This is a genomic window from Paraburkholderia sp. IW21, assembly GCF_041321145.1.
Classification (GTDB): domain Bacteria; phylum Pseudomonadota; class Gammaproteobacteria; order Burkholderiales; family Burkholderiaceae; genus Paraburkholderia.
In genome coordinates, this window is sequence record NZ_JBGGWA010000022.1 from 15,459 (window position 1) to 27,061 (window position 11,603).

At 61.7% G+C, this 11,603-nt stretch carries 14 protein-coding genes; 10 read left to right on the top strand and 4 right to left on the bottom strand.

Annotated features, from left to right (window positions below):
* Nucleotides 1-50 precede the first annotated feature (50 nt).
* The 3 genes from ACAX43_RS32000 to ACAX43_RS32010 all read right to left on the bottom strand — a co-directional run bounded on the left by ACAX43_RS32000 (nt 51) and on the right by ACAX43_RS32010 (nt 2,592).
* Nucleotides 51-1,619: an FAD-dependent oxidoreductase gene (locus ACAX43_RS32000; RefSeq protein WP_370712330.1), complete on the bottom strand. Its 1,569-nt coding sequence runs from the start codon at nt 1,617-1,619 to the stop codon at nt 51-53.
* Nucleotides 1,620-1,692: 73 nt separating this feature from the next.
* Nucleotides 1,693-2,205 carry a DUF2231 domain-containing protein gene (locus tag ACAX43_RS32005; RefSeq protein WP_370712331.1) on the bottom strand — a complete coding sequence of 171 codons (513 nt, stop codon included), beginning with the start codon at nt 2,203-2,205 and terminating at the stop codon, nt 1,693-1,695.
* A 171-nt stretch (nt 2,206-2,376) separates the two neighbouring features.
* On the bottom strand, nt 2,377-2,592 hold the full coding sequence (locus tag ACAX43_RS32010; protein WP_370712332.1) for a DUF2945 domain-containing protein: 216 nt from the start codon (nt 2,590-2,592) through the stop codon (nt 2,377-2,379).
* A gap of 365 nt (nt 2,593-2,957) precedes the next feature.
* Between ACAX43_RS32010 and ACAX43_RS32015 the strand changes: the two genes are divergently transcribed.
* The 8 genes from ACAX43_RS32015 to ACAX43_RS32050 all read left to right on the top strand — a co-directional run bounded on the left by ACAX43_RS32015 (nt 2,958) and on the right by ACAX43_RS32050 (nt 8,757).
* On the top strand, nt 2,958-4,544 hold the full coding sequence (locus ACAX43_RS32015) for a cytochrome c oxidase subunit 1 (protein ID WP_370712333.1): 1,587 nt from the start codon (nt 2,958-2,960) through the stop codon (nt 4,542-4,544).
* 39 nt (nt 4,545-4,583) lie between these two features.
* Nucleotides 4,584-4,799 (top strand): heavy-metal-associated domain-containing protein, encoded by a 216-nt coding sequence (locus ACAX43_RS32020; protein WP_370712334.1) that lies wholly within the window; start codon nt 4,584-4,586, stop codon nt 4,797-4,799.
* 150 nt (nt 4,800-4,949) lie between these two features.
* On the top strand, nt 4,950-5,339 hold the full coding sequence (locus ACAX43_RS32025; protein ID WP_370712335.1) for a carboxymuconolactone decarboxylase family protein: 390 nt from the start codon (nt 4,950-4,952) through the stop codon (nt 5,337-5,339).
* Nucleotides 5,323-5,931 carry a hemerythrin domain-containing protein gene (locus ACAX43_RS32030; protein ID WP_370712336.1) on the top strand — a complete coding sequence of 203 codons (609 nt, stop codon included), beginning with the start codon at nt 5,323-5,325 and terminating at the stop codon, nt 5,929-5,931. The genes ACAX43_RS32025 and ACAX43_RS32030 overlap by 17 nt, the downstream gene beginning before the upstream one ends.
* Nucleotides 5,932-6,007: 76 nt before the next feature.
* A complete protein-coding gene (locus ACAX43_RS32035) occupies nt 6,008-6,715 on the top strand; it encodes a succinate dehydrogenase/fumarate reductase iron-sulfur subunit (protein ID WP_370712337.1) in 708 nt (235 codons plus the stop codon).
* A gap of 590 nt (nt 6,716-7,305) precedes the next feature.
* Complete coding sequence (locus tag ACAX43_RS32040; protein ID WP_370712338.1) at nt 7,306-7,716, top strand: cupin domain-containing protein; 411 nt, start codon at nt 7,306-7,308, stop codon at nt 7,714-7,716.
* The gene (locus ACAX43_RS32045) at nt 7,709-8,326 is read left to right on the top strand and encodes a uracil-DNA glycosylase family protein (RefSeq protein ID WP_370712339.1); all 618 of its coding nucleotides are present in this window, start codon (nt 7,709-7,711) and stop codon (nt 8,324-8,326) included. The genes ACAX43_RS32040 and ACAX43_RS32045 overlap by 8 nt, the downstream gene beginning before the upstream one ends.
* Nucleotides 8,327-8,361: 35 nt before the next feature.
* Entirely contained in the window at nt 8,362-8,757 is a 396-nt protein-coding gene (locus tag ACAX43_RS32050; RefSeq protein WP_370712340.1) for a DUF488 domain-containing protein, read from the top strand.
* Nucleotides 8,758-9,070: 313 nt separating this feature from the next.
* On the opposite strand, the gene ACAX43_RS32055 is transcribed toward ACAX43_RS32050, so the two are convergent.
* Nucleotides 9,071-9,322, bottom strand: coding sequence for a PAS domain-containing protein (locus tag ACAX43_RS32055; RefSeq protein WP_370712341.1), 252 nt, complete (start codon nt 9,320-9,322; stop codon nt 9,071-9,073).
* A 116-nt stretch (nt 9,323-9,438) separates the two neighbouring features.
* Here ACAX43_RS32055 and ACAX43_RS32060 point away from each other — a divergent pair, with 116 nt between their 5' ends.
* Together ACAX43_RS32060 and ACAX43_RS32065 are read left to right on the top strand one after the other, a co-directional pair.
* The gene (locus ACAX43_RS32060) at nt 9,439-10,167 is read left to right on the top strand and encodes a tyrosine-type recombinase/integrase (protein WP_370712342.1); all 729 of its coding nucleotides are present in this window, start codon (nt 9,439-9,441) and stop codon (nt 10,165-10,167) included.
* 120 nt (nt 10,168-10,287) lie between these two features.
* On the top strand, nt 10,288-11,421 hold the full coding sequence (locus ACAX43_RS32065) for an IS110 family transposase (protein ID WP_370712343.1): 1,134 nt from the start codon (nt 10,288-10,290) through the stop codon (nt 11,419-11,421).
* The last annotated feature ends 182 nt before the right edge of the window (nt 11,422-11,603 follow it).

Below are 11,603 nucleotides of genomic sequence, written 5' to 3' on the forward strand. Positions count from 1 at the left end.
TACCCATCGCGTGTTGCCTCCGCCTTTTGCGTGTATCTGTTGTGTTTTCTTCAGTTTCCCGTACCCGCGTGCCGCCAGTCTGTCGCGGCGATCGTCCTCTCAAACTCGACTTCCGCGCGCAGTCCCTCCAGATCCCGACGCATGATGGCCACGGCCAGCTTCCTGCCAACGCGGCGATAGGTGATCGTGCAGTCCTGAGTCCCGGCATCGAGCAGTCCGTCGAGCCGGGCCTCATCCCAGTGCTCCGCGTGTCCGATATAACCGAGACCGAAATCGTACTGCACGGTCCAGAAGAACGGCACGGCGTCGAACGGCTTACGCTGGCCGAGCATGTTGCGTGCCGTGGTCTGCCCCTGGCGTTCGGCCACCACCCAGTGTTCGATGCGGATGCGCTCGCCGGTGAGCCGGTCCGGCCAGCGCGCGATGTTGCCGGCTGCGAAGATGCCCGGGATGCTCGTCTCGAGGTACGAGTTGACGACAATGCCGCGATCGATGAGGAGCCCGGCCTTCTCAGCGAACGAGATCACCGGCCGTACGCCGATGCCGATAACGACAAGATCGGCAGGAAGAGTTTCGCCACTCTTCAGCTGGACGCCTTGCGGGTCGATGGAAATCGCTGTGGTGCCGAGGTGGAACGTCACGCCGTGACGCTCATGCAGGTCGCGGATGAAGTTTCCGACGTCAGGTCCGAGGATTTTCTCCATGGGAACGGCATCCGGCGCAACCACGTGCACCTCGACATTGCGCGCGCGCAGCGATGCCGCCACTTCGAGGCCGATGAAGCTCGCGCCGATCACCACCGCCCGCTTCGCGGTGAGTGCGCCGGCGACAATTGCGCGACTGTCGGCGAGTGAGCGCAGATAGTGTACATGCGGGAGATCCGCACCCGGCACCTCGAGCCGCACCGGCACAGCGCCGGTCGCGAGCAGCAATGCGTCATAGCCAACCCGATTGCCGCCGGCGAGTTGCACGTGTCGGCTCTTTGTGTCAAGCCGCGCGACGGACGTATCGAGCTTCAGGTCGATGCGATGCGCCTGGTAGAACGCAAGCGGGCGCAGCGGATTCGACTCTTCGGACGCGGTGCCGGCGAGGAAGCCCTTCGACAGGTTGGGCCGGTCACACGGCCTTGATGGATCGGCGCTCAGCAGGGTGATGCTGCCTGAATATCCCACGAGACGGAGTGTCTCCGCAGCGGCGTGGCCTGCGGCGCCACCGCCAACGATAACGATCGATTGCGGCATGCCGGCCACCGCGGGCAACGGCTCCGGTTCGAGCGGCGTGAGCTTTTCGCGAACATACACGCTGCCGTCGTGCTGCTCGACACGCCAGCAGGTGAGCGCGTCCAGTGCTGGCGCGCGCCGCGCCGCGCCGGTACGCAGGCTGAAACTGGCATGATGCCACTGGCAGCGGACTGTGTCGTCGACCAGCAGGCCGCCGAGCAGTGGCGCGCCGTAATGCGTGCAGACGGCGCCGATCGCGAACAGTTCGTCCGCGCGCCGCACGAGCAATACCGGCTCGCCGTGGGCGTGCCCCTGCAGCATCGCACCGTCGGTAATTTCAGAAAGCGCGACGCCGGCGGCGAGGTCCGGTCCGCTGAGTTTCTTCGCAGGTTCGTTCATTCGACTCTCCTGACGTCGGCGATGCGCGGCAGGGTGTGACCCGCCACTTCCAGGGACAGCCTCGGGAGTGCCGCTATTCCCGTCCCTCGACACCGACTCCGTAAACATGCACCGTCTGGCCGCCAAGCCAGCCGGAGACAAAGAGCAGCGCGACACCGGCAATCGAACGCAGAACTGGCGTACTCAGGCCCGGACTCACACTCGCGGGGCTTCGCATGCGCATCCAGATATTGATCGCATAGAGCACGACGACCGTGAGGTTGATCGCCATGTGGGTCAGTGCAATCTTCCCGACTGGTGGGGCACCGCCCTTGTAGAAGAGCAGGTCGATAAACCCAGGTATTGCCGCGCCGAGCGCGCCGACGAGGCCGCCGACCATGCTGTAAAGCGCGACGATAGCCCACGCCTCTCCCGGCGCGCCAGCCACACGGATGACGTCGCAGACGAGGGAAAAACCCAGAGACCGATCGGAAAGACACCCAGCATCGGATGGATGGGATGCTTGCAGATACTCGCGGGAGTACGCATGGGTATCCTCCGTCAATCGCCGGAAAAAATTCGCGATGGGCGAAGCGCATTGCGGCATCTGCTGTCCTGTCGCAACCCGCGTCGATTCTGTTGCGCCCGTTCCCTGTACGCACGCGCATGCACCAGGAAAGCGAGCCGGGAGCAAACCCGGAGTGATCATGCTCGGGCAGTGCAACGCCATTTTTTCAAAGTCGTTGCCGCTTCGTCTGTACGGTAGCGGTCACGCCGTTCAGGAATGCATCTTTTTCAGCGCGCCACCTTTATGCATCGCGACATGGTCGGTCCTGTCACTCCTGATTTCGTACTGTGGATCGTCCACGCTGGCGTGATGGGTGTACCCCTTGTAATCGGTGTCTTTCGTATGCACCGTGATGATCGTGCCGCTGACATGGCCGCCCTCCGAATTCCATGTCACATGATCGCCAACCTTGAATCTCGTTGTCATGATGGATGCCCTCCGTTCGGTGCTGCGTACCGTGCACTGATGTCAGGGCGCGCGGGCACTGCCGTGCATTCAACAGCACACGTTCATGGTGCTTCGGTGTATTTCACTATAGATCATGTTGTGACATAGTTTAAATTCAATTGAATTGCCGAAGTCCATGATGCAGAAGGGAAGGGGGCGTCGTACGCTTCTGGCGACGCCGGATGGGTTCATCGCGGGGTGACAGTACGATGCAGCACGTTGTGCACGTGCATCGGCTGTCGCGGCTCATAGCGAGTGACTCGCACCGCGCCAGAACGATCGGCGCTCATGCGGGTCCCTGCGGTCGATCCAGCGTCTTCTTCACCAACTGGAGCGTGGATTCGATGAGTACAGCGATCCCGATTCCCCATGAACACCCCACACACGCACGGCCGCACGGCTGGCGTCGCTGGCTGCTCGCCACCAACCACAAGGACATCGGCACGCTGTACATGCTGTTCGCGTTCACCATGTTCCTGTCGGGTGGCGTGATGGCGCTGATGCTGCGGGCGGAACTGTTCAAACCGGGCCTGCAGATCATGCGGCCCGAATTCTTCAACCAGCTGTCTTCGCTGCACGGCCTGGTGATGATCTTCGGCGCGATCATGCCGGCGTTCGTCGGTTTTGCGAACTGGATGATCCCGTTGCAGATCGGCGCGGCCGACATGGCCTTCGCGCGGATGAACAATTTCAGCTTCTGGCTCCTGCCTCCCGCGGCGATCCTGCTGGTGGGTTCCTTCTTTGCGCCAGGTGGCGCGGAAGCGGCCGGCTGGACGATGTACGCGCCCCTGTCGATCCAGATGGGCCCAGGCATGGACATGACGATTTTCGCGGTTCACCTGATGGGGGCGTCGTCGATCATGGGCGGCATCAACATAGTCGTGACGATCCTGACCTGCGCGCCCGGCATGACGATGATGAAGCTGCCGATGTTCGTCTGGACCTGGCTTATCACCGCCTATCTGCTGATCGCGGTCATGCCGGTGCTGGCAGGCGCGATCACGATGCTGCTGTTCGACCGCCATTTCGGCACGTCATTCTTCAATGCGGGCGGCGGTGGCGACCCGGTGATGTACCAGCATATTCTCTGGTTCTTCGGACATCCCGAGGTGTACATCATGATCCTGCCGGCGTTCGGGATCATCTCGCAGGTCATCCCGGCGTTTTCGCGCAAGCCGCTGTTTGGCTATAGCTCGATGGTTTATGCCGTGGCGTCGATTGCGATCCTGTCGTTCATGGTGTGGGCGCACCATATGTTCGCCACCGGTATGCCTGTCACCAGCCAGCTGTTTTTCATGTATGCCTCGATGCTCATTTCCGTGCCGACCGGCGTGAAGGTGTTCAACTGGGTCGCAACGATGTGGCGCGGTTCGCTGACGTTCGAAACGCCGATGCTGTACGCGGTGGGATTCATCTTCGTGTTCACGATCGGAGGTTTCAGTGGCCTGATTCTTGCGACGGCACCACTTGACATCGCACTGCATGGGACGTATTACGTCGTCGCCCATTTCCACTATGTGCTGGTGGCCGGGTCGCTGTTTGCGATGTTTGCGGGCTGGTATTACTGGTCCCCGAAATGGACTGGGTACATGTACAACGAATTGCGCGGCAAGATCCATTTCTGGGGCACGACGATCACATTTAACGTCGCGTTCCTGCCAATGCATTTTCTGGGCCTGGCAGGGATGCCGCGCCGCTATGCCGACTACCCGGCGCAGTTCATCGACTGGAACCAGGTGGTCACGATCGGCGCATTCGGTTTCGGCCTGATGCAGGTCTATTTCCCGTTTTTCGTGGCATTACCGGCCTATCACGGCATTGGCCTCGCAACGGCCGCCGACAAGCCTTGGGACGGCGCCGAAGGGCTCGAATGGACGGTGCCGAGTCCGGCGCCGTTCCATACGTTCGAGACGCCGCCACTGGTTGAATAACCGCCGGTAGACCAATAACCTGAAGCCAGGGAGCAGCGCATGGAATTCGAACATTTGGAATTCGAGGTGGAGAAGATGACCGGCGATGGCGACGCACAGACGCTTGCCCGGGCCATCGGCGCGGTGGATCCCGACGCGAAGGTCGATGTCGACGTTAATGCCAGAACCGTAAAGGTTGACTCCTGGATGCTTGCCGAGGAATTCCTCGTTGCGTTCGAGGACGCTGGCTACCAGGCGAAGATCTGCAAAGGCTGATCCGGAGTCCCGAAGGGCAGTGTCGGGTGGTCGTTGGCGCGTCATCCTGCGACGGTCGGCCGCCTGCCTGCGTCGCCTGCATTTGGACACGGGGTGCGTTCGACGTCCACGGTGGGGGCGCCGTCATTGAACCAGCATTGGGAGAGAGCCATGGACAAAGCAATGTATCCACCGTCGGACCCCGGAATCGCTGCAAGGCGCAAGCAACTGGCACCCGCACCGCTCGCGGCGTTCAAGGTATTCAGCGACAGCGTTTTCGCCGATGGCGCGCTGCCCACAAAGACGAAGCAGCTGATCGCCGTGGCCGTCGCCCATGTCACCCAGTGCCCGTATTGCATACGCGGCCACACGGCGGCCGCCCTGAAAAGCGGCGCGACCGGACAGGAGATCATGGAGGCCATCTGGGTCGCGGCTGAGATGCGCGCTGGCGCGGCGTATGCGCATTCGGCGCTGGCACTCGACACAATGGCGGCGAATACGGGTATGAATCCGAACCCGAATCCGAACCCAGACGAGGCGCCCCATGCCGACGGTCATTGAGCGCCTGCAGGCCGAACATGGCAGGCTGGGACGACTCGTCCAACTGCTAAACGATGAGCGGTCGTTGCGCACCGATCCGGGCGCACCGAACATCGCGCTGCTGGTCGATGCGCTTTACTACCTGACACGCTTTCCCGATGTGGCCCATCATGCGATCGAGGATCGCATCGCGGAGAAACTGCGGGGCAAGAACGCGTTGTCCGGCGGGATTGCGCGGGAAATCGAGGCGCAACACGTCACACTGATTTCGCAGGGTCACGCACTTCTCCAGGATCTGGAAGCGGCGGCCCGTGAAGAAAACATGTCACAGGAACTGGTCGAGATCCACGTCCGTCTCTACGCCGAGCGGTTGCGGCATAACATGACTGTCGAAGAGCTGACGCTGTTTCCCGCCGCGGTACGCTACCTCGACGATGACGACTGGCATGCCATCGAACTCGTTGATGCGGGCGGACAACCGGATCCCCTGTTCGAGGGCCCGGTAGATGAGCGGTTTGCCCAGCTCCATCGGGTTATTACAGCGGAGCAGGCGGCTCCCGGGGACATTGACGATGGAAGTGAAAAGCAACCAGCTCGCCGGCTGCCTTATTGATCCGTGACAGCGGCATGCTGTCCCCCAGGAGCAGCACCACCGGCTCAGAACCCGGAACACACAGTGGAGATGCACGATGAGTGACAGCCGCGTGATCGAGATCTTCCGGTATGACCCGGACACGGATACCAGGCCGCATATGCAGGCGTTCGAGGTTGACATCGATCCGCGCGACCGGATGCTGCTGGACGTCCTCGTCAGGCTGAAGTCGGTCGACGAATCGATTTCGCTACGGCGTTCGTGCCGCGAAGGCATCTGCGGGTCCGACGCCATCAACATCAACGGCAGGAACGGTCTTGCATGCCAGATCAACATGAACGATCTGCCGTCGCGGATTGTCCTGCGGCCATTGCCCGGCTTGCCCGTGATCCGTGACCTGATCGTCGATATGACGTCGTTCTTCAACCAGTATCACTCGGTTATGCCGTATCTGATCAACGATACGCCGCCGCCGGAACGGGAGCGCCTGCAAAGTCCCGAAGAACGCGACCAGCTCGACGGCCTCTACGAGTGCATCCTGTGCGCGTGCTGTTCGACGGCCTGCCCGTCGTACTGGTGGAATCCGGACAAGTATGTCGGACCCGCCGGCTTGCTGCAGGCCTACCGGTTCATCGTCGATTCACGTGACATGGCCACGCAGGCGAGACTGGACAATCTCGAGGATCCTTACCGACTCTTTCGTTGTCGCACGATTCTGAACTGCACCGACATCTGCCCGAAGAACCTGAATCCCGCTTATGCCATCGGCCAGATCAGATCGATGCTCGCGCGCCGCGCGGTGTAATGCCGGGTCACATGTCCGTTATCGTGTGTTTTCTATCAATCGAACCCGCGGGCGACACGCGACCAGTCCTCCAGGTCTTGCTGGCCCAAACGTCATTGCCCGGGCGCGCAAGCGTCGGGCACCGGACAGACGCCAGTCAGGAGTCGGCGGCACACATGACCTTTGCGATCGAACCCGCCTGCGACGGCGCCAATCCGTCCGCGAGTCCATCGAAAACATTGGAGACCGACCATGAGACTCGTTACCCATCCATACGACCCGCGACTGACACCCGGGCCGGTCGCTGTTGTACGCCCGACTCGCACCCATCGATCGACCGGTCAGCAGCAGGACAGCCTGGAGCAGTGGGAGCCGTCTTTCCCTGCGCTGAATCCGGTCGATATGGCATCCGACCAGTCTTTTCCGGCTAGCGATCCGCCAGCGTGGATATGGCGATAGTGCGATAGGTCTTGGCGCGCCAACCGTTCCCGGCGGGCATCCCGGATCCTGTCGTCGTGGGGAGTATGCTATGGCAACATGCGTGGCAGGCAGCCTGGCGATCCCCGCCGACGTGCATAACCTGACCGGGCTGTACGTCAAGGAGAGACGAGGTGGCCATATCACATCTTTCGTCTGGTGAGGTTGCGAGCCTGTTACCGCTCGGCGACGTGCTTGAGCAGACTCCGACCACGGCGTTGTTCAAGGAGGAGCGCCTCGAAGTCATGCGCATCGTTCTTCCGGCTGGTAAAGGGATGCCTGTGCATGCGGTTGATGGGCCGGTAACGGTGCAATGCATCGAAGGTGAAGTCGATCTGGAAATGAATGAAGGCCATCAGATCCTGCATACTGGTGACCTTATCTATCTGGCAGCCGGCGTCCCGCATGCACTGACAGCCTTCCAGAACGCATCGATACTCGTAACTGTCGTACTCGTCAGTCCGGATGAGTTGCAGGGGCTCGCCGGTGAGCGCCGCAAAAATCATGACGACGATCTGGAAATGAAGTGGCCGGAAAATGAATAAATACTCGTGTTCTTCCCTCGATTCGTTACTGACTGACGTGCGTGCCTGTCGTGCATGTGTGCCGCATCTGCCACTGGGTCCTCGCCCGATCGTGCGCGCGGGAGCCGACGCGCGCATCCTGATTGTCGGACAGGCGCCGGGTGCGCGCGTGCACGCATCGGGCATTCCGTGGGATGACGCGAGCGGCGACCGTCTTCGGAACTGGCTCGGAATCGACGCGACCACATTTCACGACGAGTCGCAGTTCGCGATTATTCCGATGGGATTCTGTTATCCCGGACGCGGCAACGGCGGTGACAAACCACCGCGTCGCGAGTGCGCTCAACTGTGGCTGGACAGCCTGCTGGAAAAGCTACCGAAGATTCAATTGACCTTGCTGATCGGCCAGTATGCACAGCAGCATTTTCTCGGCAGCCGACGCAAGCCGTCGCTCACTGAAACAGTCAGGGCGTGGAGGGAATACGCGCCGGCCTTCGTTCCGTTGCCGCACCCGTCTCCGCGCAACCAGCCGTGGTTCCAACGGCACCCGTGGTTCGAAAGCGAAGTCCTTCCCATGCTGCGCGAGAGAATTGAACCGCTCGTCGCGCAAGACCTGTCACGAGCCGGGTAACGCGTATCGGGACACCCGTCTGAACGGAGCAGGAAATGCCGCACGCGAACACGAAGAAGTCGAAGATTTTTGTCAAGCGGGCATACGAGGATGCGACACCGGAAGACGGTTATCGCGTCCTTGTTGATCGCCTCTGGCCTCGCGGACGAAGCAAGGAGGTACTGGCGCTCGGTCAGTGGGCGCGCGACGTCGCGCCAAGCGCTGCCTTGCGCAAATGGTTCGGACACAAGCCGATTCGATGGGAAGCTTTCCAGCAACGTTACCGGCACGAACTCGATGCTGAAGAACAGCAGCAGCGCATGCGGAGTCTCCTCGCTGATGCGAAGGGGCAGCCAATCACGCTGGTCTATGGAGCAAAGGACGAGGAGCATAACCAGGCCATCGTATTGCGCGATGTCCTTTCGCATCTGCCGGAGGAATCAAACCGCTGACTTTCTCCATATTCTGGCGCATGTCCTCGAGCGGGAACAGGGTTGCGTCCGCGGGCGACTTCGGCTCGCGCCTGGCGCGACCCAGATGAGCGCCTCGGCGCCGATGGGAGACCGGACCCCCGGCCGTCCGGTCCGAAAGGACTCTTTCCGGCTCGCGTGAGACGCGCTGCCTGGTAATGCGGCGCTGCGCAGCTTCGCGGGCGTCGAGCGGCCTGTCGAAATCCGGCTGTCGAAGTGAGACCGGCATCATGCTGCGTCAGCGCAGACCGTTGACCAGCGAAAGCATTGAAGACACGAAAGCACGATGGTCGCCTCACGGCGCAGTTCCGGTCCTCACGAGCTGGGCCTTCAGCGCGCGCATTTCGTCATGGCGCTTCGTCACGTCCCGCATGATGGCCGCCATGCCGTCGACACGCCCCTCATGATTCTTCAACGGCACGATCGAAAACTCCACCGAAATGCGCGTGCCGTCCTTACGTATCGCGGGTACCGACAACAGATCCCCGCGGCTGTAGTGGCTCTCGCATGTTTGCATCACCCGCCGATAGCGCACTATCTGCGTCACGTTCGTCTCATGTGCTCGACGCGTCGCATGTTTATCCGCTCGAGAGCTCCGCAGCGCGGCTTTGCCAGCCGTGTCGCCGTTTGCGATGTCGTGCGCCGCGCGCTGCAACGCGCCGGTTGAACCCCGAGTTCAAAGGGGCGCATTTGCTGCGGTATTCGCTGGCCACCGAACTGCTGCGTCGTGGCGCCTCCCTCGATGATTGGTCAATTGCTCCGGCATCAGCAACCGACGACGACGCAGATTTACGCCAAGGTGGATATCGCTGCGCTACGGCGCATCGCCCCGCCGCGGCCGGGGAGTGCATCATGAGGAAATCACCCGTCACCCCTTCGTCACAGATTTCCCTCGATCAGTATCTGGCGCTCCGTCGTGCCCTCGGCGTCAAGTTGCGGTTGCCCGGACGCTTGCTGCAAAGCTTCGTCGACTTCGTCGATGCCGCGGGCGCCACGTACATCCCCACCGATCTCGCTCTGGCGTGGGCGACCCAACCTGCCAATGTGCAGCCGGCGCAATGGGCGAACCGCTTAGGCATGGCGCGTCGGCTTGCGCAATATTGCAGCGCGAGCGATCCACGCACTCTCATACCATCACCGGACTTGCTGCCGTATCTACAACGTCCGGAACCCTACATTTATCGCGACGAAGACATCGACCACTTGCTTGAGCTGGCACGGCAGCTACCATCGGCGACCGGTCTGCGACCGCATACATATGCCACGCTGTTCGGCTTATATGTTGCCACCGGTCTGCGGATCAATGAAGCCTTGCATCTGGATTGCGATGATGTCGATCTCGTCAATGGCGTGTTGACGATTCGCGAGAGCAAATTCGGTAAGTCAGAATGATTTTCCGTGAGGCGGAGGCTGGCCTGCCGCAGGAAATCAAACGCGGGTTAGCATGACTGCCAGAGCCGCACGGGCGTGGACTGGGCCACGCCCCGGCGATCTTGCCCAACGGAGGCCAGCATGAGCAACGATAGCACGATCTACATCGGACTCGACGTTCACAAGGACTCGATCACGGCCGCCTACGCGATCGATGCAGGCGAGGTCGAACTGTTCGGCAAAACAGGGGCCACAGGGGCTGATATCGATCGCCTGTGTCGCCGCCTGCAGTCCAAGGCGAAGCATGTACGCGTCGTTTACGAAGCAGGCCCGTGTGGCTACGGTCTCTACCGGCAGCTCATCCAGAAGGGTTTCGACTGCATGGTCTGCGCGCCATCACTGATCCCCCGCAAACCCGGCGAACGTGTGAAGACCGACCGGCGCGATGCCGTCAAGCTGGTCCGGTCCCTGCGCGCGGGCGACCTGTCCGCCGTCCACGTGCCCAGCATCGAGGACGAGGCATTCCGCGATCTTGCCCGCGGGTGGGCCGCTGTCCGCGAGGATCTGCGTCAAGCCCGTCAGCGGCTCAAATCCTTCCTGCTCGCGCATGGCGTTCGCTATACCGGCTCCGCCAACTGGGGCGAGGCGCATCGGCGCTGGCTCGGCCGCTGCTCTTTTCCCAGCACCTGGCAGCAGCTTGCCTTCGAGGAGCATCGGCGCACCATCGAAGACCGGCTTGCACAGTGCGAACGTCTCGAAACCGCCCTGCGCGACGCGGTCACCGCCTGGCGATTCTATCCCGTGGTACTGGCGCTGCAGGCCATGCGCGGCATTCAGTTCGTTACGGCCATCGGGATGGTCTCGGAGCTCGGTGACCTGTCGCGATTCGGACACCCGCGCCAGCTGATGGCATGGCTTGGTGTGACGCCATCAGAGCATTCATCGGGAGGCAAACGCCGACAGGGTAGCATCACCAAGACCGGCAATGCTTACGCGAGAAAGCTGCTGGTGGAGGCCGCGTGGAGCTACCGCCATTCCGCTCGGCTGAGCAGGGAAATCCAGACCCGTCTTGAAGGATTGCCCAAGCCCATCGTCGACCGCGCCTGGGACGCCCAGGTGCGCCTGTGCCAACGCTATCGGAAGCTCGTCGCGCGAGGCAAGCAGAAGAACATTGCGGTCGTCGCCATCGCCCGCGAACTTGCGGGCTTCATCTGGGACATCGGCCATCTTGCGATGTCGCTGGCCCTTCCACGCACAACACACACGAAGGCATGACGACCATCGCCACCCCCCCAACTTCACCGAAAAAGTTTCCTGAAGACGGCGCAGCCCGGCATTCGAGCAACCCGCGTTCGGACTTCGCAACGGCCATCGGCTGACTTGCGCGGTAAGGTAGCGGCAGGCTCATGAGGCGGTCCACTGTAATGCGGTACCCAACCCGCGCATATCAGCCTGAT

Excerpts from the sequence above, each read along its gene's own strand:
- ACAX43_RS32000 (WP_370712330.1), bottom strand. The coding sequence starts at position 1,619 with ATGAACGAACCTGCGAAGAAACTCAGCGGACCGGACCTCGCCGCCGGC.
- ACAX43_RS32005 (WP_370712331.1), bottom strand. The coding sequence starts at position 2,205 with ATGCCGCAATGCGCTTCGCCCATCGCGAATTTTTTCCGGCGATTGACG.
- ACAX43_RS32010 (WP_370712332.1), bottom strand. The coding sequence starts at position 2,592 with ATGACAACGAGATTCAAGGTTGGCGATCATGTGACATGGAATTCGGAG.
- ACAX43_RS32015 (WP_370712333.1), top strand. The coding sequence starts at position 2,958 with ATGAGTACAGCGATCCCGATTCCCCATGAACACCCCACACACGCACGG.
- ACAX43_RS32020 (WP_370712334.1), top strand. The coding sequence starts at position 4,584 with ATGGAATTCGAACATTTGGAATTCGAGGTGGAGAAGATGACCGGCGAT.
- ACAX43_RS32025 (WP_370712335.1), top strand. The coding sequence starts at position 4,950 with ATGGACAAAGCAATGTATCCACCGTCGGACCCCGGAATCGCTGCAAGG.
- ACAX43_RS32030 (WP_370712336.1), top strand. The coding sequence starts at position 5,323 with ATGCCGACGGTCATTGAGCGCCTGCAGGCCGAACATGGCAGGCTGGGA.
- ACAX43_RS32035 (WP_370712337.1), top strand. The coding sequence starts at position 6,008 with ATGAGTGACAGCCGCGTGATCGAGATCTTCCGGTATGACCCGGACACG.
- ACAX43_RS32045 (WP_370712339.1), top strand. The coding sequence starts at position 7,709 with ATGAATAAATACTCGTGTTCTTCCCTCGATTCGTTACTGACTGACGTG.
- ACAX43_RS32050 (WP_370712340.1), top strand. The coding sequence starts at position 8,362 with ATGCCGCACGCGAACACGAAGAAGTCGAAGATTTTTGTCAAGCGGGCA.
- ACAX43_RS32065 (WP_370712343.1), top strand. The coding sequence starts at position 10,288 with ATGAGCAACGATAGCACGATCTACATCGGACTCGACGTTCACAAGGAC.